The following is a 20,222-nucleotide window of genomic DNA, read 5'->3' as shown; positions in this document are numbered from 1 at the left end:
GCGACTCCCGTAGATGTGACGACTTCTGTACGCGACGCCCACAGCCTTCAGCCACCCCGGTCGCTGCCGTGGCCGTTCACCGGACGGGAGGAGGAACTCGACCTGGTCCGCCGCTCGTCGGCGGCCGGCCGGCCCGGCCTGGTGGTGACCGGACCGGCGGGCTGCGGCCGCACCCGGCTGGCCGCCCAGGCGCTGCGCGACACGGACTGCGCCCGGGTCGCCGGCACCCCCGAGACCCGCGGCACCCCGTTCGCCGCGTTCGCCCACCTGCTGCCCGAGGACGTCACCCTCCACCGCGCGGTGCACCTCATGACCGGCGTACGGCTGCTGCTCGTCGACGACGCGCATCTGCTCGACGACGCGTCCGCCGCCCTGGTCCACCAGCTGGCCGTGCGGGGCCGCACCCGGCTGCTGGTCCTCGCCGCCGACGGCGCCGCCGCGCCGGCCGCCGTGAGCCGCCTGTGGACGGGGGAACTCCTGCCCCGCCTCGCCCTGGAGCCGTTGCCCCGCGACGAGACCGCCCAGCTCCTTGCCGCCGGGGCCGGCGGCCCCCTGGAGCCGCTCACCGCCGACCGCCTGCACCGCCTCGCCCACGGCGACCTGCGCCTCCTGCGCGACCTGCTGGACGCGCTGCGCGCCCGGCGGCTGCTGACCCGCGACCCCGACACCGGAACGTGGGCCTGGCGCGGCCCGGTCCCGGTCACCCCCGCCCTGCGCGACCGCGCGGCGACCGTCCTCGCCCGCCCCTGCCCCGACGAACGCGAGACCCTCGACCGCCTCGCCTTCGCCGAGCCCCTGCCGCTGCCCGTCGACGCCCTGGACCTGCGCGTCCTCGAACGCCTGGAGACGGACGGCCTGATCCACGCCGACGACGACACCACCGTCCGCCTCGCCCACCCCCTGCACGGCCCCGTGCTGCGCGCCGCCGCGGGCCGGCTGCGGGCGCGCCGGCTGACCGGCACGCGCCCGCCGCACGGGCCGGCCCTCGACGCCGAGGCGGCCGCGCTGGCCCGCCGCATCGACCGCGTCGACGTCCGCGCGGCCCACGCGCCGGTGGGGGAGTGGCTGGTCGCGCAGGGCCTGCCGGTCCCGGCCGGCTACGCGGCCGTCCGCGCACGGTTCGCCCGGCTGCGGGGACAACTGCGGGAGGCGGCGGCCTGGGCACGCGAAGGCCTCCGGAACGCCCCCCACGACCCCGCCTGCCACCATGAACTCGCCCTGTCCACCGCCCAGTCCGGGCAGGCCCTCGCTCACGCAGGGCAGACCTCCGCCCAGTCCGGGAAGACGTCCGCCCAGCGCGGGCAGGCCCCCGGTCGGTGCGGGCAGGTGCCCGCTCACTCCGGTCAGGCCCCTGGCCGGTCTGGGCAGATGCCCGACCGATCTGGGCACGTCCCTGCTCGGCCCCGGCAGACCTCCGCCCAGTCCGGGCAGACCTCCGCCCAGCCCGGTCAGGTCCCCGGTCGGTGCGGGCAGGTGCCCGCTCACTCCGGTCAGGCCCCTGGCCGGTCTGGGCAGGCCCCCGCTAACTCCGGGCAGGCCCCCGCCCAGTCCGGCCAGACCCCCGCCCAGTCCGGGCAGGCCCCCGCCCGGGACGGTGGGACGGCGTCGGTCGCCTGCTGGTTCGCCGCCGCTCGTGGTGACCTCGACGCCGCCCTCAGGGAGCTCGACACGAGCGATCCCTACGCCGCCTACGACGCCGTACGCCTCGGCGCCCCCGGCCTCGCCGCGCGACTGCCGCTGCCGGACGGCGTCTTCGCCCGCCACGCCGACGCGCTCGCCCGTCGCGACGGCCCCGCGCTGGACCGGGTCGCCGAGGAACTGGAGGAGCGCGGCTTCCTGCTGTTCGCGGCGGAGGCGCACGCCCAGGCCGTGACGGCCCACCGCGACGCCGGGGCCGCCCGCACCGCCCGCACCCGCGCCGCCGCCCTGGCCCGCCGCTGTCAGGGCGCCCGCACCCCGGCCCTGTCCGGACTCGTCCTCGGCGAACTCACCGCCCGCCAACGGCAGATCGTCACCCTCGCCGCGGCGGGACTGAGCAACCGTCAGATCGCCGAACGCCTCACCCTGTCCGTCCGCACGGTCGGCAACCACCTCTACGGGGCCTACACCCGCCTCGGCGCGAGCGACCGCGCGGCCCTGCCCTGGCTGGTGGAGCCGCCCACCGCCCAGCCGGCCTGAGGCACAAGGGCGTTCACGCCGCGCCGAACGCCGTGAACGCCCACCCCGTCGCCTGGTGCGGGGCGTCCCCGGGCAGCGCGGTGCGGGCGTCGCGCAGCGCCTCCGCCAGCGACAGGCCGGCGCTGACCCCCTTGTGCAGGGCCAGCATCAGCGCGACCACCGCCTCGTCGTTGACCGGCGCGCTGCTCGCCACCACACCCGCCGTGCCCAGCGGCAGCAACGCCGTGACCAGCCCGAGGAGTTCATCGGCACCGACCGAGGCGAGCCGGGCGGTGTCGCAGCTGGAGAGGATGATCCGGTACGGGCTGCGCGCGAGGCGTTCGAAGTCGTGGACGATCAGCGGGCCGTCGGCCATGAGCAGCGACGAGAACAGCGGGCTGTCGGCCCGGAAGGTGCCGTGCGCGGCGATGTGCGCGAGCGCGGCCCCGTCCAGCTCCTCCAGTACCCGCGGCACCCGCGCGTCCGCCTGTTCCAGCACCGTCGGCCTGCCGTACCGGCCGGCCACGTCCGGCACCTCCGCGCCGCCGGTCGCCAGGCCCGGCCCCCGCACCAGCACATGCCGGCCACCCGGCGGCGGCTCGGTCTCCCGGGCGCGCAGCCAACTGCTCGCCGACGGCGACACACTGAGCACCCGCTCGCGCAGCGACGGCAGCAGCGCCCAGGGCACGCGGTGCAGCCGGGCCGGCGGCACGACGACCACCGGACCGGAACCCAACTGCCCGGCCGCACCGCCCAGCAGCAGCTCCTCCAGCCGCCGCCCCATCGCCTCCACCAGCGGCAGCCGGCCCTCCGCCCTGGGATGCGCCAGCCGCCGCAGCGCGGCCTGCACATGCTCGGCCTCCCGCTCCGCCTCGGCCAGCGGGCCGCCCGTGAACCGCCGCACCCGCCCGCCCCCGCACAGCAGCACCTGCACCCGCCCGTCCAGGACGGCGAGCTCCACCAGCCGCCCCTCACCGAGCCGCTCCAGCAGCCGGCCCACGTCGAAGCGGTGACCGTCACCGGGCGCGTCCCCGCGGATGTGCAGCGTCCGGGACCGGATCTCCCGCTCCAGGCGGCGCTGCTCCCGCTCCAGGGTCGGCACCGGCCGCCCGTCCCGGCGCGCGCTCTCCGCGCGCGCGGCGATCTCCCGGAACGCCGTCAGCCCGCTCAGCAGCGCCGGATCCGCGGGCGGCCGGGTCGGCGGCGCCGACAGCACCGTGGCCCGCCAGCGCTCGCTCCACACCAGCAACCGTCGCGGTCCGCCCCCTTCCAGGCTCGCCTGCTGCGCGAGCGCGGCGAGTTCGGCGCCCTGCGCGGTGGCCCGGGCCCGCAACTCCGAGGCGCCCAGCGTCGTCCGGTGGTCGTCGAGGACGTCCAGGCCACGCCGGCAGGCCTCCAGCACACCCCGCCCCGATCCGGTGGCCCGCGCCCACAGCGCCTGAGCCGCCCAGCCCGTCATCCGGGCCAGCGGCGGCCCGCTGCGCCGGCTGCGCGCGGCGATCGCCAGATACCGTTCCGCGTCCGAACGCCAGTCCAGGTCCAGCGCGATCCGTCCCGCCAGCAGCCACGCCTCCGGCGCGGCCGGCGCCTCGAAGGCGGACAGCCGCTCCGCCACCCGCACCGCGTCCGCGACCAGCCGCCCCGAGCCGCGCCCCGCGGCCACCCGCGCCTCGATCAGCACCAGCTGGGCGTGCGCCTCCCACCAGGTGCGCCGCTGACCGGCGAAGAGCCGCACCGCGACGGCGGCACGCGCGATCGCCGTCCCCGCGTCGCCCGCCAGCCGGGCCGCCTTCGCGGCGGCCAGCAGCAGCTCCGCCTTGCGGGTCGACTGCCCGCCGATCCCGTCCAGCACCCCGATCGCCGCGTCCGCCTCGGCCAGCGCCTCCGGCGCGAGACCGGCCGCCATCAGCACCTCGCAGCGCCGGATGTTCAGCATGAAGGTGGGGGTGCCGAGCTTGGCGTAGCGCTCCTCGGCCTCGTCCAGCAGCCGCAGCGCCGCCGGGATGTCCCCGGAGCGGAACGCGGCCAGCCCCCGGCTCTCCACCGCGTCGGCCTTGTCGTGCTCCTGGCCGGTGGTGTCCCACAGCGCCTCGGCCGCCGTGAAGTCCGCCTCCGCGCGGTCCACCGCGCCCAGCGCCAGATGCACGGTGGCGCGCAGGGTGAGGGCACGGGCCGTCCAGATGACGTCGTCGGCCTGGCGCAGCACCGGTATCGCCTTGCGCACGTCCTCCAGCGCCTCCCGGTGGTGCCCCAGCACCCACCAGGAGTACGCCCGCCGGTACAGCACACGCGCGCGGGTGTGCCCGGTGCCGCGCTCGACACCCCGCTCGAACGCGGCCAGGCCCTGCCGGGTGCGGCCCGCGTGCACCAGCGCCACCCCGAGCGTGGCCAGGACGTCCGCCTCGCGCTCGGCGGAGTCCGCGCGCGCCGCGCACGCCCGGGCCCGGCGCAGATGGTCCAGGGCCAGGCGCATGTCGCCCCAGTCCCGTTGCCAGATGCCGATCACCTGGTGGGCGACGGAGGCGTGCAACGGCGTCGGATCGGTGTCGAGCACGCCCTCCGCCCGCGCCAGCGCGTCGTTGGGGGCGGCGAACACCATCGGCAGCAGTTCGAGAACCGTGTCGTTTCCCGCTGTCACCCCACGGATGGTAGTGGCCCGGTTGCATGTCACACAGGGTCGGCGCCGTATCGGGCCGTATCAGGCCGTATCAAAGGGCTGTCGCGCCAACGGGATCGGCGCACTCCGCGGGCGCACCCGGCGGCGCACGAGCCGCACGCGCGGGCGCAACCACACCACCCGCCCCGCTCGTCGCACCACCTGTATCAGACGACAGCCTCGCGGCTCTGACTGACGACCGACGGTCTCAGGGGAGGACACGCCATGGCACCACAGCGATTCCATGAGCAGTTCGAACAGATCCAACGCGCGCTGCCCGACGTCCCCTTGGCGATGGGACCGGACGACTCCGCCGAGTTCATCTACGAGAAGGGCGTCGTCCTCGCGCGGGACGGCGAGGAGGCCCAGGTCGTCGAGGACGCCGTCCGCGCTCACTTCACCGAGACCGAGGGCCTGGTCCCGGAGCAGGTGCGCCGGGCCGGCCCGCGCGCCAACCGCTCCGGCGTCACCCGGATCCAGGTCGGCGACCCGGGGCGGGGAGAGCCGGGCGCCGACCGTGCCGTCGCGGGCGCGCTGCGCGCCCTGCGGGGCGCCGAGGACCGCACCGGGCGCCGGCTGGTCAGCCGCAACCACGTGGTGCACATCGCCGTCAACGCCTGCCCCGGCGACGAACCGGTGCCCGCCCCGCGCAGCGAGCCGCCCAACCCGTCCGCCGCCGGCACGCCGTACGACGCCGGCAGCGCCGTGGGTGTCCTCGTCATCGACACCGGCCTGACCCACGACTACCGCTCCTACCCGCCGCTCGCCCGCGCCGAGGGCGACGCGCAGCTGCGGGAGACCGACGAGCAGGGCGTCCTCCAGCAGTACGTCGGCCACGGCACCTTCATCGCCGGACTCGTCGCGGCCGTCGCCCCCAACACCGACGTCACCGTGCGCAACACCCTGGACGACGCCGGCGCGATCCTGGAGTACGACTTCGGCGACAAGCTCTTCGAAGCCGTCGAGCAGGGCGGCTGGCCGGACATCATCAGCCTCTCCGCCGGCACCTCCAACGGCCGGGTCGACGGTCTGCTCGGCGTGGCCGCGTTCATGGAGGAACTGAGCACCAGACACACCCTGCTGGTGGCCGCCGCCGGCAACAACGCCAGCGCCGCGCCCTTCTGGCCCGCCGCCTACGCCGCCCTGCCCGAGTACGCGGACGCGGTGCTGTCGGTCGGCGCGCTGCGCGGCGACGGCGAGTTCGGCGCCTGCTTCAGCAACCACGGTCCCTGGGTGCGGGTGTACGCCCCCGGCGAGCGCCTCACCAGCGCCCTCACCGGTTTCGACTCGCCCGTCCCGTACGTCTACCAGCACTCCACGTACGAGGACTGCCGCTACGGCTTCGCCTACCCCTGCACCTGCCGCTCCCCGCGCCACACCGGGGTGTTGAGCGAGGTGCGGGCGGCCGGCGCGGGCAAGCCGGACCAGGTCATGTTCGAAGGGCTCGCGTCCTGGAGCGGCACGTCCTTCGCGACGCCCCTCGTCGCCGGGCTGGTCGCCGCGCACATGACGGCGCACGGCGAGCGCGACCCGCGTGCCGCCGCCCGCCGGCTGCTCGCGGACGACGCCGAGTTCGCCGAGGTGCGCGGCTTCCACGTCCCGGCACTGCTGCCGCCGACCTGGCGTCCGGTCCCCGTCGACCGGTTCGCCCCCTCGGCGTGAGGACGCGATGAGGTCCGAAGCCGTCCCCTCCACGGCGTACGATGACAGGCCGTACACGAGGGGTGGGACCGTGGACCGTAGTGAGGTCGGCGCGCTCGTCCAGGCCGCCGTCGACGGTGACACGGGGGCCTGGAAGGCGCTGGTGGACGGGCTGAGCCCGCTGGTGTGGTCCGTCGTGCGCGCGCACCGGCTCTCCGAGGCCGACGGGCACGAGGTGTACCAGACCGTGTGGTTCCGCTTCGCCCAGCACCTCGGGCGGATCCGTGAACCGGACAAGGCCGGATCCTGGCTGGCGAGCACCGCGCGCAACGAGTGCCTGAAAGTGATCAAAAGCCTGCGCCGGCTGACCCCTACGGACGATCCCCAGCTGCTCGACCGGGTCAGCGAGGACCGTACACCGGAACAGTCGGTGCTGGACTCGGAGGAGGCGGCCGCGCAGAGCGAGCGCGTCCGTCGTCTCTGGCAGGAGTTCGAGGCGCTCGGCGAGCGCTGCCGGCAGTTGCTGCGGGTGCTGATCTCCTCGCCGCCGCCCAGTTACCAGGAGGTCTCGGCCGCCCTGGGCATCGCGGTGGGCAGCATCGGACCGATGCGCCAGCGATGTCTGCGCCGCCTGCGGGCCAAACTCGACGCACGGGGAGCATTGTGAACGCCATGGACGACCACGACGACGCCTTCGACGAGGAGGAGTTCGACCACGGCAGTCTGGAGGTGGAGCTGCGCGAGGCCGCCGCGATCCTGGACCCGGTGCCGGCCGGGCTGCGGCAGATCGCCATCGAAGCGTACGTGCTGCACGACCTCGACGCGCGGGTCGCGGAACTGACCTTCGACTCGCTGGTGGACGCCATCCCGGTCCGGGGCGCGGTCGACGTGCCGCGGATGCTCACCTTCCACGGCGGCGGACTGACCGTCGACGTCGAGGTGGGCGCGCAGGGGCTGATGGGGCAGCTGCTGCCGCCGCAGCCCGCGTCGATCGAGGTCCTCGCCGGACCCCGGGCGGGCGCCGCGCTCCTCGCCGACGACATGGGCCGCTTCGTCGCCGACGCCCCGCCCGCCGGACCCTTCGCGCTGCGCCTGCGCACCGGCGGGGAGGTGGTCGTCACGGAGTGGCTGCGCGCCTGAGCCGCCTCGGGGGTCAGCCGGAGACGGCGTCCACCAGCCCGGCCAGCGCCGAGCCGAGCCGGTCCAGCCCCGCCCCGGCGGTGCCACCCGGCTCGCTCATGTACGTGTCCCGCCGGATCTCCACCATCAGTGCGGACACCCGCGGCTCCGTCCCGTAGTACGCGAGGGGTACGTACGTCCCGGCGAACGGGCTGTCCAGTCCCGTCTCCCCGATCCCGGCGAACGCCTCCCGCGCGGCGGCCAGCAGCTCGGGCGGGGTGTGGAAGGCGTCGGTGCCCAGGCAGACCGGCGGCCGGGGACCCTCGCCGTGCAGCTCGTAGGGCAGCCGCTCGGTGGGATAGGAGTGCACGTCGATGATCACGGCCCGTCCGGCGGCGGCCAGCCGCTCGGCCACGGCGTCGCTCATCGCCCGCGCGTAGGGCCGGAAGTACCGGGCGATCAGCGGTTCGGGATCGAAGCCGTCGGGGCGCAGCGCCTCCCGGTGCGTGGTCCGCGTGTACACCGCGCCCATTCCCACCGCGAGCATCTCCTCCCGCTCGTCCGGGAACCGCTCCGGGTCGACGACCAGCCGGGACAGCCGGTTGACGAACCGCCACGGCCTCGCGGCGGCCCGCTCCGCCGCCGCCTCGGCGATCTCCGCGGTGTGGGCGTCGGTGATGTGGTCCAGCTCCCGCCCCAGCGCCCCGTCGTCCAGCACGATCCCCGCGCGCACCCGCGGCGGTATCTCCCGCGCCGAGTGCGGCACGTGCAGGATCACCGGCGAGTCGGAGGCACCGGGGAGGACGGAGAAGGACGGTGCGGCAGGTGTCATGAGCTGTTCCCGAGGTCGCGGCCGGCAGGCATGTTCCATGATCAAGATGCCATACCCCACCGACAGGGCCCGGCCGGCGCCGAAGACGGCTCCGCCCCGGCCGGGCGCTGGCGGCCGGCCGGGGCGGAGGGGTGGCGTCAGCTCAGGGAGGCCAGGACCTCGTTCCAGGTGGCCGACGGGCGCATGACCTCGGCGGCCTTGGCCGGGTCGGGCTGGTAGTAGCCGCCGATGTCGGCCGGCTTGCCCTGGGCGGCGATCAGCTCGTCGACGATCTTCTGCTCGTTCGCGGCGAGGGTCTCCGCGAGCGGCGCGAAGGCCTTGGCCAGGTCGGCGTCGTCGGTCTGCGCGGCCAGCTCCTGCGCCCAGTACAGGGACAGGTAGAAGTGGCTGCCGCGGTTGTCGATGCCGCCGACGCGACGGGTCGGGGACTTGTCCTCGTCGAGGAAGGTCGCCGTGGCGCGGTCGAGGGTGTCGGCGAGGACCTTGGCGCGGGCGTTGCCGGTGGCCGTGGCGTACTGCTCGAAGGAGGGGACGAGCGCGAAGAACTCACCGAGGGAGTCCCAGCGCAGGTAGTTCTCCTTGACCAGCTGCTGGACGTGCTTCGGCGCGGAACCGCCGGCGCCCGTCTCGAACAGGCCGCCGCCCGCCATCAGCGGGACGACCGACAGCATCTTGGCGCTGGTGCCCAGCTCCAGGATCGGGAACAGGTCGGTCAGGTAGTCGCGCAGCACGTTGCCGGTGACCGAGATGGTGTTCTCGCCGCGGCGGATGCGCTCCACGGACAGCTTGGTGGCCTCGACCGGGGCGAGGATCCGGATGTCCAGGCCCTCGGTGTCGTGCTCCGGCAGGTAGGCGTTGACCTTGGCGATCAGGTTGGCGTCGTGGGCGCGGGTCTCGTCCAGCCAGAACACCGCCGGGTCGCCGGTGGCGCGGGCGCGGGTGACGGCCAGCTTCACCCAGTCCTTGATCGGGGCGTCCTTGGTCTGGCAGGCGCGGAAGATGTCGCCCTCGGAGACCGGCTGCTCGATCACGACGTTGCCGGCCTGGTCGACCAGGCGGACCGTTCCGGCGGCCTTGATCTCGAAGGTCTTGTCGTGGGAGCCGTACTCCTCGGCCTTCTGCGCCATGAGGCCGACGTTCGGGACGGAGCCCATGGTCGACGGGTCGTAGGCGCCGTTGGCGCGGCAGTCGTCGAGGACGGCCTGGTACACGCCGGCGTAGGAGGAGTCCGGCAGCACCGCGAGGGTGTCGGCCTCCTGGCCGTCCGGGCCCCACATGTGGCCGGAGGTGCGGATCATGGCCGGCATCGAGGCGTCGACGATGACGTCGGACGGCACGTGCAGGTTGGTGATGCCCTTGTCGGAGTCGACCATCGCCAGGGCCGGGCCCTCGGCCAGCTCGGCGTCGAAGGAGGCCTTGATCGCGTCACCCTCGGGCAGCGACTCCAGGCCCTTGAGGATGCCGCCGAGGCCGTCGTTGGGGGAGAGGCCGGCCGCCGCCAGCGTCTCGCCGTACCGCTCGAAGGTCTTCGGGAAGAACGCGCGCACCACGTGGCCGAAGACGATCGGGTCGGAGACCTTCATCATCGTCGCCTTCAGGTGCACCGAGAACAGCACGCCCTCGGCCTTGGCCCTCGCGACCTGGGCGGCGAGGAACTCGCGCAGCGCGGCGACGCGCATCACGGAGGCGTCGACGACCTCGCCCTCCTGGACCGGTACCGACTCGCGCAGGACGGTGGTGGAGCCGTCCTCGGCGACCAGCTCGATCCTCAGCGAGCCCGCCTCGGAGATCACGACCGACTTCTCGGTGGAGCGGAAGTCGTTCTGGCCCATGGTGGCGACGTTGGTCTTGGAGTCGGCCGACCAGGCGCCCATGCGGTGCGGGTGGGTCTTGGCGTAGTTCTTGACCGAGGCGGGCGCGCGGCGGTCGGAGTTGCCCTCACGCAGGACCGGGTTCACGGCCGAACCCTTGACCTTGTCGTAGCGGGCGCGGATCTCGCGCTCCTCGTCGGTCTTCGGCTCGTCCGGGTAGTCCGGCAGCGCGTAGCCCTGGCCCTGAAGCTCGGCGATCGCGGCCTTGAGCTGCGGAATCGACGCCGAGATGTTCGGCAGCTTGATGATGTTGGCCGCGGGCGTCTTGGCCAGCTCGCCCAGCTCGGTCAGCGCGTCGGGGATGCGCTGGTCCTCGGTCAGGTACTCCGGGAACACCGCGATGATGCGCCCGGCCAGCGAGATGTCCCGGGTCTCCACGGAGACACCGGCCTGCGAGGCGTACGCCCGGACCACCGGCAGGAAGGAATACGTCGCCAGGGCGGGGGCCTCGTCAGTGTGCGTGTAGATGATGGTCGAGTCAGTCACCGGGTGCTCCGCTCCACGTCTGCAACATTGCTCGACATCAAGATATCTCGTGCTCGACCTCGACTCGACAGCGGATCGCACAGACGTGCAGCAGCTGTGCGGAAGTACCGCTGCCGGGCAACCGGACACCCCGTTCACGCGGTCTTGGGGAGTGAGCGCCCACTGATCCGGCGTCCGGTCCGACCAGCCGGCCGCCCGAGCGAAAGCCGACCCGACCTGACCATGAGATATCGCACCAGAGTGACGGCCCCCGCGGCCGCGCTGCTCGGCACGGCGGCGGCCCTGACCGCCGCACCCGCCGCCCACGCGACCCCTGCCCCGGCCCCGGAGAAGAGCAAGGACAATCCGGGCCCCGAGACCCTCGGCGACCCCGTCTACCCGGACCTCGGCAACGACGGCTACCGCGTCTCCGCCTACCACCTCGACCTCGCCTACGACGCCACCACCGCCCTCGTCGACGCGGCGGTGACCCTGGAGATCCGCACCACCCAGTGGCTCAGCCGCTTCTCCCTGGACGCCCTGGGCCTGGACATACGGTCCGTCCGCGTCGGCGGCCGCACCGCAGGCTTCGAGCAGGTGGCCGAGAAGCTGCGGATCACCCCCGCCCGCCCCCTGCCGCCGAAGACCCGCGTGACGGTGTGCGTCGAGTACACCGCCGACCCGCGCCGCGCCCTGCCGCACACCGCCTGGGTCCCCACCCCCGACGGCTTCGCGGTGTGCCCCCAGCCGAACTCGGCGCACACCGTCTTCCCCTGCAACGACCACCCCTCGGACAAGGCCGACTTCACCTTCCGCGTCACCGTCCCGTCCGCGCTGCGCGGCGTGGCCAGCGGCCGGCTGGTGCGGGTGGAGAACCTCCCGGGCGACCGGACCGCGTACACCTACCGGTCCCGCCACCCGATCGCCACCGAGGTGATCCAGGTCACGGTCGGCGACTACGTCGTCAAGGAGCGGCAGGGCCCGCACGGGCTGCCGCTGCGCGATGTCGTCCCCGTGGCGCGCGCCGAGGCCCTCGAACCGGCGCTCGCGCTCACGCCGGGCCTGGTGGAGTGGGTCGAGGCCCGGCTGGGCGCCTACCCCTTCGAGACGTACGGGCTGCTGCCCTGCAACTCCGACGACCCGAACGCCTTCGACTTCACCGGCCTGGAGACCCAGACCCTCACCCTCTACAAGCCGAACTACCTCCTCCAGGAGGAGCGGAAGATCGGCTCGCACATGATGCACGAGCTGGTCCACTCCTACTTCGGCAACAGCGTCTCCCCCGCCACCTGGGCCGACCTGTGGCTGAACGAGGGCCACGCCGACTTCTACGGGCTGCTCTACCGCTACGAGCGCGGCTGGGCGGACTCCCTGGGCCTCACCACCATGGAGGCCCGGATGAAGGACACCTACGCCCGCGGCGACCAGTGGCGCCACACCTCGGGTCCGGTCGCCGCGCCCAACGCGGCCAACCTCTTCGACAGCCAGCGCTACCTGGGCGGCGTCCTCGTCCTGTACGCGCTGCGCCAGATGGTCGGCGAGGACGCCTTCCACGCGATCGAGCGGGCCTTCCTCGCCCGCCACCGCGACGGGAAGGCGTCCACGGACGACTACATCGCCGTCGCCTCGCACGTCGCCGGCCAGGACCTCTCCGGCTTCCTGCGGGAGTGGCTGTACGGCACGACGACGCCGCGGATGCCCGGCCACCCGGACTGGACGGTCACCCCGGTGACCCCGTCCCTGGTCCGGCCGCACCGGACGGGCGGGCACCACGACAACTCGGCGACCCTCTGACCCGCGGCCCGGCCGCTCAGTCGTGCAGGGCGGCCGGCCCGTCCTGCACGACCTCCTCGCCCGTCCGCTGCTGCGGTATGACCACCGTGCCCTGCTGCAACGCCACCGTCCGCGTCGGCGCCGGGATGCGGATGCCCTCGTCGCGGTAGCGGCGGTGCAGGCGCTTGATGAACTCGTGCTTGATCCGGTACTGGTCGCTGAACTCGCCCACGCCCAGGATCACCGTGAAGCCGATCCGGGAGTCGCCGAAGGTGTGGAAGCGCACCGCCGGCTCGTGGTCCGGGACCGCGCCGGTGATCTCGGTCATCACCTCGGTGACGACCTCCGTCGTCACCCGCTCCACGTGCTCCAGGTCGCTGTCGTAGGCGACGCCGACCTGCACCATGATCGTCAGCTGCTGCTCGGGACGCATGAAGTTGGTCATGTTCGTCTTCGCGAGCTGCCCGTTGGGGATGACGACCAGGTTGTTGGAGAGATTGCGGACCGTCGTCTGACGCCAGTTGATGTCCTCGACATAGCCCTCCTCGCCGCTGCTGAGCTTGATGTAGTCGCCCGGCTGCACGGTCTTGGAGGCGAGGATGTGGATGCCCGCGAACAGGTTGGCGAGGGTGTCCTGGAGGGCCAGCGCGACCGCCAGACCGCCGACGCCCAGGGCGGTGAGCATCGGCGCTATGGAGATGCCGAGGCTCTGCAACGCCACCAGGAAACCGATGGCCAGGACCAGGACCCGGGTGATGTTGACGAAGATCGTGGCGGACCCGGCCACGCCCGAGCGGGAGTGGGTGACCGTCTGCACCAGCCCGGCGACCACCCGGGCCGCCGACAGCGTCACCACGAAGATCAGCAGCACCGTCAGGCTCTGGTTGACGGTGTGCTGGACCGCCCGGGTCAGCGGCAGCAGCGCGGCCGCGGCCGCCGCGCCGCCCACGATCGCCGCCCACGGGACCACCGAGCGCAGCGTGTCCACGATGACGTCGTCACCGCTCCAGCGGGTGCGCTTGGCGTGCTTGGCCAGCCAGCGCAGCAGCGTGCGCGACAGGAACGCCACCAACAGGCCGGTGGCCACGGCGATTCCCGCGAGGACGACGTCGTCCAGGGTCGGCGCACGGTTCACCGGTCACCTCCGGGGAGACGATCCGCGGCAAACGGGGCCGCCGACGGCCGGATGTGAAGTCTCGTCACGTTGTCACCTGCTCGAAGATTCCGGGAAGTGCCATCGCCTCCGCACACACACACGGACGCGACCGCTCATCCTGCCGTATCCGACAAGGCGGTTCGTACCCGGCGACCTGCCCGGCGCATGCCTTCGGCCAGGTGGCGCCCCGCTCAGCGGGGCACGCCGGCCCGGTCCAGCAGGGCCGTCATCGCGGCGGCCGGCAGGGCCGGGTTGGCCGCCGCGGAATCGCACACCTCCGGGTCGTCGAGCAGCTCCAGCAGCCGGGGCACCGGCAGCCGCCGGTCGAACGCGGCCGCCGACCGCACGCTGGCCGCGCCGTCCCGGCTCAGCCGCTCGACGAGTTCGGGCGTGGCGTCGGGATCGCGCAGCGCCAGGGCGCGTTCCCGGGCGTCCGCGGAGTCCGCGAACCGCGCCGCGAGCCCGGCGGCGGGAAAACCCGGCCGCGCGATCAGCATGCCCACGGCCCGGTGCTCGCCGTGCAGATACAGATCGAGCAGCAGCTCCGGCGGCGCCTTCGGATGCCGCTCGGCGAGCAGCAGCCGTACCGCGAAGTCCTCGTCCTCGGCGAGGAGTTCCACACAGTCGTCGGGCAGGCCGGGGCAGACGGCGGCGCTGCGCCGCAGCCAGGTGTGCGCCGAGCGCGCGCAGCGGCGCAGCACCTCCTCGTCCTCCCGGGCCCGCCAGACCCAGTACAGGGTCTCCAGCCGGTCCTCGGGCGCCACCTTCCAGTCGATCGCCGCCCGCTCCTCCTCGGTGAGTTCCGGGCGCGCGGAGACCGCGAGACGCACGGCGGGGTCGTCGTGACCGGCGAGGCGGGCCGCGAGGTCCGCGGGGAACGTCGGGTTGCCGACGAGCCGGGCGAGGTGGGTGCCCTCGGCCAGCAGGCGCTCGGCGAGAGCCCGCGTCAGCCTGCCGTACGCGAGCACGTCCCAGCGCCAGATGTCGCCCACGCCCGACTCCACGAGCCAGGCGGTGCGCTCCGCGTCGTCCGCCATGACCTGCTGCGCGGCCGTCGTACGGACCATCGGATGCGGGTCGTCGAGGAGCGCCTCGCGCACCTCGGGCGACAGCTCGTCCCAGAAACGGCGGCAGGCCGCCAGCCGCAGGGTCGGGTCCTCGTGGGTGGCGAGGGGCGCCACCACGTGGGCGGGCGCGGAGGGCGCGGCGGCCGTCTCGTGCCGGACGAAGGCGTTGGCGTGGTTCAGCAGCCGCTCGTAGGCCCGGTCGGGCAGCGGCGGCGCCGTCGTGCCGTACGGATGCGGACCCACGGCGACCAGGATCGCGTCCGACTCGGGGCCGTCCAGGAGCCGGGCCCGCAGCCTCGGGTCGGCGTTCGCGCTCTCCGCGAGCGCGGAGCGCACCCGGCGGTCCGGGTGGGTGAGCATCGCCTCGGCCACCTCGTCCGGGACCGAGCCGCGCCAGGTCAGCCGGGCCACCACGGACCAGTCGAACTCCAGCTTCAGCAGCCGCAGCAGCACCTCGGCCGGCGCCGCCGCGTTGCCCGCCAGGCCCGGTACCGCGTCCCGTGCCGTCATGGATCCCCCCTCTGATGGCGTACACCTGTACGGGCCAGAGGGTACGGGTCAGAGGGTGCGGGTCAGAGCGTGTGGGCCAGGGGGTGCGGGTCAGATCACCTTCAGCCGCACCAGCGCGCCCAGCGTCAACGCCCCTGGCACCAGCGGCAGCCACACGGTGATGACGCGGTAGGCCAGGACGACGGCCGTGGCGACCGCCACCGGACCGCCCGCCGCCACCAGCGCCACGATCAGCGCCGCCTCCACCGAGCCGATCCCGCCGGGCGTGGGCACCAGCGCGACCGCCACCGTGGCCGCGAGATACGCCACCACCATGTGCGCGGGCGGCACCGGCAGTCCCAGCGCCCGCCCCACCGCGGCCAGACCGGCCGCCTGGAGCGCCGGGAACGCCAGGGAACCGCCCCACAGCGCCAGCGCCCGGGCCGGCCGCGCGTGCACCGAGCGCGCCTCACCGAGCGCGGTGCGCAGGAACGAGCCCACCGCCGACCGCAGCCGCCGTACCAGGAACACGGCGGCCACCGCCAGGAGCGCGGCCGCGCCGAGGGCGGCCAGCAGCGGGCCGAGCGCCCCGTCGGGCAGCAGCGTGCCGAGCCGCAGCGCGCCCGGGAAGGCCAGCAGCAGCGCGGCCAGCAGACCCACCCGGGCGATGCCCTCCGCCAGCAGGTACAGCGCGAGGGCCGCCGAGGAGCGGGCCAGCGGCACCCCGCACACCGCCATGAACCGCAGGTTCACCGCGCTCGCGCCGAGGCCGGTCGGCAGCAGGTGGTTGGCGGCGCCCGCCGCGAACTGTGTCGCCAGCAGCCGCAGCCGGGGCAGCCGCTGCACGACGGCGCCCTGCCGGGTGACGGCCGCCGCCACCCACGTCAGACAGGTCGCCCCGGCCGCCGCCACCAGCCAGGGCCACTGCGCGGTGCGCAGATGCCCGAAGCCCTCGGCCAGCACATGCCGGTGCCGCACCGCCACGACCGCGACCAGGACGAGCGGGAGCAGACACAGGACCTGGCGGACCGGCAGACGCCGACGTCGGGGAGGGGAAGCCGCTGTCATATCCGCAGACGTTCTCCGCGCCACGTCAACGACGGGTGACCGCGGTGTGGACGGTGGCCGGGGAGAAGACATCGTCATGTTGACCTCAACAATGGTTGAGGTTCTACGGTCGTGTTCATGAGTATGGAGACCACCGCCTGGACGCAGCTGTACAGCGTCATGAACGCGCGGCACGAACGCCGTCCCTTCGACCGCGCGACCCTGCGCCGCATCGGCGCGTTCGCCCGTCCGCACCGCCGCCGCATCGCCCTGTTCCTGCTGCTCGGGGTGGTGACCGCGCTGCTCGCCGTCGCGACGCCGGTCCTCGCCGGGCGGGTCGTCGACGCGATCGTGTCGCACGGCGACTCCTCCACCGTCGTCCGGCTGGCGCTGCTGATCGCGCTCATCGCGGTGCTGGAGGCGGCGCTCACCGTCCTCGCCAGGAGGCTCTCGGCGACGCTGGGGGAGGGGCTCATCCTCGATCTGCGCACGGCCGTGTTCGATCATGTGCAGCGGATGCCGGTCGCGTTCTTCACACGTACCCGTACGGGCGCGCTCGTCTCCCGGCTCAACAACGACGTGATCGGCGCCCAGCGCGCGTTCAGCAACACGCTCTCCGGAGTGGTCAGCAACCTGGTCACGCTGCTGCTCACCCTCGCCGTCATGCTCACCCTGTCCTGGCAGGTCACGCTGCTCGCGCTGGCGCTGCTGCCGGTGTTCGTGGTGCCCGCCCGGCGGATGGGCCGGCGGATGGCCGACATGCAGCGGGAGGCGGCCACGCTCAACGCGGCGATGGGCACCCGGATGACCGAACGGTTCTCCGCGCCCGGCGCCACCCTGGTCAAGCTGTTCGGCCGCCCCGAGCAGGAATCGGCGGAGTTCGCCGCCCGCGCCGGGCGCGTCCGCGACATCGGCGTCCGCACGGCGACCGCCCAGTCCGTCTTCATCACCTCCCTGACCCTCGTCTCCGCCCTGGCCCTCGCCCTCGTCTACGGCCTCGGCGGCCGGCTCGCCCTGAACGGCAGCCTCGACCCCGGTGCCGTCGTCGCCCTGGCGCTGCTCCTGACCCGCCTGTACGCGCCGCTCACCGCCCTCGCCGGGGCGCGGGTGGAGGTGATGAGCGCCCTGGTCAGCTTCGAGCGGGTCTTCGAGGTGCTCGACCTGCGACCGCTCATCGAGGAGCGGCCGGACGCCCGTGAGGTCCCCGAGGGCCCCGTCTCCGTCGAGTTCGCGGACGTACGCTTCGGCTACCCGTCCGCCGACAAGGTCTCCCTCGCCTCCCTGGAGGAGGTCGCCACCCTCGACACCCGCGGCGGCGCCGAGGTCCTGCACGGCCTGTCCTTCCGCGCCGAACCCGGACAGACCGTCGCCCTCGTCGGCTCCTCCGGCGCCGGCAAGTCCACGATCGCCCAGCTCCTGCCCCGCCTGTACGACGTCGACGCCGGCGCGGTCCGCATCGGCGGGGTCGACGTCCGTGACCTGAGCGCGCGGTCGCTGCGGGAGACGCTGGGCATGGTCACCCAGGACGGTCACCTCTTCCACGACACGGTCCGCGCCAACCTGCTCCTGGCCCGCCCGCAGGCCGACGAGGACGAGCTGTGGGACGCCCTGCGCCGGGCCCGTCTCGAGGACCTGGTGCGCTCCCTGCCCGACGGTCTCGACACGGTCGTCGGTGAGCGCGGCTACCGGCTCTCCGGCGGCGAACGCCAGCGCATGACCATCGCCCGGCTGCTGCTGGCCCGTCAGCGCGTGGTCATCCTCGACGAGGCCACCGCCCATCTGGACAACACCTCCGAGGCGGCCGTCCAGGAGGCCCTCACCGAGGCACTCACGGACCGCACCGCGCTGGTCATCGCCCACCGCCTGTCCACGGTCCGGGCCGCCGACCTGATCCTGGTCGTCGAGTCCGGCCGGATCGTGGAACGCGGCACGCACGAGGAGCTGCTGGCCGCGGACGGGCGGTACGCGGAGCTGTACCGGACGCAGTTCGCGCAGACGGAGGCGCCGGTGGCCTCGGCGGTGTGAGAGGGCCGCGCGCGGAAGGGGGCTCCGGCGGACAACAGCGCCGCGTCGCCCTCGCCCGCGCCCTGGCCCGCCGGCCGGAGGTGCTGCTCCTGGACGAGCCCACCGCCGGCCTCACCGGACCCCGCTCGGCCCAGCCGGAAGGCACCGTCACTCGGAGCCGACCCGAGCCCCAAGACCCCCCTGACCGAACGCCACCGGCAGCCGGTGCAGGCCCCGCATCAGACCCGAGCGCCAGGTGAGATCGGCCGGGTCGGCGGCCAGCCGCAGGCCGGGACAGCGCTCCAGGAGCGCCCCGAGGGCGATGGAGGCCTCCAGCCGCGCCAGCGGCGCGCCCAGACAGTGGTGGACGCCATGGCTGAACGCCAGGTGCCCCCGGGCGTCGCGCCGGATGTCGAACCGGTCGGGGTCGGGAAACCGCCGCGGGTCACGGTTCGCGGCGGACAGCACGACCAGCACCGGCTGCCCGGCGGGGATGGTGGTGCCCGCCAGCTCCACCGCCTCGGAGGTGTAGCGGAAGGCGGATGTCCCGAGCGGGCTCTCGTGGCGGAGCATCTCCTCGACCGCGCCCTGGAGGAGGCCGCGGTCGGCGCGCAGCGCGGCGAGCTGCTCCGGCCGCAGCAGCAGGGCGAAGACCCCGCTGGAGATGAGGTTGACGGTGGTCTCGTGTCCGGCGACGAGCAGCAGGAACGCCATGCCGAGCGTCTCCTCGGACGTCAGCCGGTCCCCGTCCTCGCCCCGGCCGCCCACCAGAGCGCTCAGCAGGTCGTCCTCGTCGCCGCCGCTCTTGGCGTCGATGAGGTCGGTGAGATAACCGGTCATGGCCTCGGCGGAGGCGGCGGCGTGAGGGCTGCCGGGGGTGACGACGTCCGACGACCACTGGGTGAAGGCCTTGCGGTCGGTGTCGGGGACACCGAGCAGTTCGCAGATCACGGCCATGGGCAGGGGCGTGGCGAAGGACTCGACGAGGTCGGCCCGGCCCAGCGGCACCATCGCGTCCAGCAACTCGTCCGCGATGGTCCGGATCCGGGGCGCGAGGGCCTCGATCCGGCGCGTGGTGAACTGGCCGGCCACCAGCCGGCGCAGCCGCGTGTGGTGGGGCGGGTCGACCTGGAGCATGTTCCGGCCGACCGTGTGCCCGCCGTCGTCCTGACCGGCCGCCGAGTGCCGCACGTCGTTGCGCAGCCGTACGTCGGTGAGGGCGGCCCGGGCCTCGTCATGGCCGACTATCAGCCAGACCTCCCCGGAGTCGGCCGTGCGTATGCGGTGGACGGGTCCGCGCTCGCGCAGCCGGGCGAGGACCGGATAGGGGTGGTCGGCGAGTTCCGTCCCGGGGAGTGTCAGGTCCTCGAGCGTGGGGGTGCGCATGATGTGGGGGGTTCTCCGGTGGTACAGCCCGGGACGGGGCGTGGATCAGTGGGGCAGCAGGGCTTCGATACGGGCGACGACGTCCGGGGCGTCCGGTTTGACGCGGGAACCGATGCGGTGCGCCACCCGGCCGTCGGGCGAGACGAGGAACTTCTCGAAGTTCCACTCGATGTCACGCGCCTGCCCGTGCTCGTCGGGCGCGGCGGTGAGGAAGGCGTACACCGGGTGCCGTCGCTCGCCGTTGACGTCGACCTTCTCGAAGAGCGGGAAGGTGACGTCGTAGGTGGTCGAGCAGAATTCCCGGATCTCCTCCGGGGTGCCCGGCTCCTGTTCCCCGAACTGGTTGCAGGGGAAGCCCAGGACGGCGAAACCGCGGGGCCCGTAGCGCCGGTGCAGTTCCTCCAGGGCCGCGTACTGCGGGGTGCGCCCGCACCGGGAGGCCACGTTGACCACGAGCAGGGCCTTGCCCCGGTAGCGGCTCAGGTCACCGGGCTCCCCGGCGAGGGTGCGGACGGGGATGTCGTACAGGGTCATGTCGGTGCGTCGCTCCACTGTCGGC

Annotated in this window: 14 protein-coding genes and 1 pseudogene; 7 read left to right on the top strand and 8 right to left on the bottom strand. The window is 74.0% G+C overall.

Annotation, left to right across the window (positions count from 1 at the left end; all coding sequences use genetic code 11):
• The first annotated feature begins 15 nt into the window (after positions 1 to 15).
• Positions 16 to 2,178, top strand: a complete 2,163-nt coding sequence (locus ALMP_RS27205) for a LuxR C-terminal-related transcriptional regulator (RefSeq protein ID WP_264932983.1) — start codon at positions 16 to 18, stop codon at positions 2,176 to 2,178.
• A 13-nt stretch (positions 2,179 to 2,191) separates the two neighbouring features.
• Here ALMP_RS27205 and ALMP_RS27200 read toward each other — a convergent pair whose 3' ends face one another.
• Positions 2,192 to 4,756, bottom strand: coding sequence for a CHAT domain-containing tetratricopeptide repeat protein (locus ALMP_RS27200; RefSeq protein WP_264933105.1), 2,565 nt, complete (start codon positions 4,754 to 4,756; stop codon positions 2,192 to 2,194).
• A 282-nt stretch (positions 4,757 to 5,038) separates the two neighbouring features.
• On the opposite strand from ALMP_RS27200, the gene ALMP_RS27195 reads away from it, so the two are divergent.
• From ALMP_RS27195 to ALMP_RS27185, 3 genes are read left to right on the top strand one after another with little or no spacing between them, the layout of a single operon-like run.
• Positions 5,039 to 6,475: a S8/S53 family peptidase gene (locus tag ALMP_RS27195; RefSeq protein ID WP_264932982.1), complete on the top strand. Its 1,437-nt coding sequence runs from the start codon at positions 5,039 to 5,041 to the stop codon at positions 6,473 to 6,475.
• Positions 6,476 to 6,482: 7 nt separating this feature from the next.
• On the top strand, positions 6,483 to 7,121 hold the full coding sequence (locus ALMP_RS27190) for an RNA polymerase sigma factor (protein ID WP_264932981.1): 639 nt from the start codon (positions 6,483 to 6,485) through the stop codon (positions 7,119 to 7,121).
• A 5-nt stretch (positions 7,122 to 7,126) separates the two neighbouring features.
• Entirely contained in the window at positions 7,127 to 7,594 is a 468-nt protein-coding gene (locus tag ALMP_RS27185) for a hypothetical protein (RefSeq protein ID WP_264932980.1), read from the top strand.
• A gap of 13 nt (positions 7,595 to 7,607) precedes the next feature.
• Here ALMP_RS27185 and ALMP_RS27180 read toward each other — a convergent pair whose 3' ends face one another.
• A complete protein-coding gene (locus ALMP_RS27180; protein ID WP_264932979.1) occupies positions 7,608 to 8,405 on the bottom strand; it encodes an N-formylglutamate amidohydrolase in 798 nt (265 codons plus the stop codon).
• A gap of 137 nt (positions 8,406 to 8,542) precedes the next feature.
• Positions 8,543 to 10,762 carry an NADP-dependent isocitrate dehydrogenase gene (locus tag ALMP_RS27175; RefSeq protein WP_264932978.1) on the bottom strand — a complete coding sequence of 740 codons (2,220 nt, stop codon included), beginning with the start codon at positions 10,760 to 10,762 and terminating at the stop codon, positions 8,543 to 8,545.
• Between the two features lie 222 nt (positions 10,763 to 10,984).
• On the opposite strand from ALMP_RS27175, the gene ALMP_RS27170 reads away from it, so the two are divergent.
• On the top strand, positions 10,985 to 12,535 hold the full coding sequence (locus ALMP_RS27170) for a M1 family metallopeptidase (RefSeq protein ID WP_264932976.1): 1,551 nt from the start codon (positions 10,985 to 10,987) through the stop codon (positions 12,533 to 12,535).
• A 16-nt stretch (positions 12,536 to 12,551) separates the two neighbouring features.
• Here the strand turns inward: ALMP_RS27170 and ALMP_RS27165 are convergent, their stop codons facing one another.
• The 3 genes from ALMP_RS27165 to ALMP_RS27155 form a co-directional block, all read right to left on the bottom strand.
• On the bottom strand, positions 12,552 to 13,649 hold the full coding sequence (locus ALMP_RS27165; RefSeq protein WP_264932974.1) for a mechanosensitive ion channel family protein: 1,098 nt from the start codon (positions 13,647 to 13,649) through the stop codon (positions 12,552 to 12,554).
• A 212-nt stretch (positions 13,650 to 13,861) separates the two neighbouring features.
• Positions 13,862 to 15,247 (bottom strand): hypothetical protein, encoded by a 1,386-nt coding sequence (locus ALMP_RS27160; RefSeq protein ID WP_264932973.1) that lies wholly within the window; start codon positions 15,245 to 15,247, stop codon positions 13,862 to 13,864.
• A gap of 90 nt (positions 15,248 to 15,337) precedes the next feature.
• A complete protein-coding gene (locus ALMP_RS27155; RefSeq protein WP_264932971.1) occupies positions 15,338 to 16,294 on the bottom strand; it encodes a lysylphosphatidylglycerol synthase transmembrane domain-containing protein in 957 nt (318 codons plus the stop codon).
• Positions 16,295 to 16,411: 117 nt separating this feature from the next.
• Here ALMP_RS27155 and ALMP_RS27150 point away from each other — a divergent pair, with 117 nt between their 5' ends.
• Together ALMP_RS27150 and ALMP_RS27145 are read left to right on the top strand one after the other, a co-directional pair.
• The gene (locus ALMP_RS27150; RefSeq protein ID WP_264932970.1) at positions 16,412 to 18,298 is read left to right on the top strand and encodes an ABC transporter ATP-binding protein; all 1,887 of its coding nucleotides are present in this window, start codon (positions 16,412 to 16,414) and stop codon (positions 18,296 to 18,298) included.
• 23 nt (positions 18,299 to 18,321) lie between these two features.
• Positions 18,322 to 18,411: pseudogene (locus ALMP_RS27145) on the top strand (ATP-binding cassette domain-containing protein); the annotation flags it as partial.
• Positions 18,412 to 18,445: 34 nt separating this feature from the next.
• On the opposite strand, the gene ALMP_RS27140 reads toward ALMP_RS27145, so the two are convergent.
• Together ALMP_RS27140 and ALMP_RS27135 are read right to left on the bottom strand one after the other, a co-directional pair.
• A complete protein-coding gene (locus ALMP_RS27140) occupies positions 18,446 to 19,663 on the bottom strand; it encodes a cytochrome P450 (protein WP_264932969.1) in 1,218 nt (405 codons plus the stop codon).
• Positions 19,664 to 19,708: 45 nt separating this feature from the next.
• The gene (locus ALMP_RS27135) at positions 19,709 to 20,197 is read right to left on the bottom strand and encodes a glutathione peroxidase (protein WP_264932968.1); all 489 of its coding nucleotides are present in this window, start codon (positions 20,195 to 20,197) and stop codon (positions 19,709 to 19,711) included.
• Between the last annotated feature and the right edge of the window lie 25 nt (positions 20,198 to 20,222).

The organism is Streptomyces sp. A012304 (assembly GCF_026008495.1).
GTDB lineage: Bacteria > Actinomycetota > Actinomycetes > Streptomycetales > Streptomycetaceae > Streptomyces.
The sequence above is the reverse complement of the archived record's forward strand: the minus strand, read 5'-3'. Positions and strand labels throughout refer to the sequence as shown.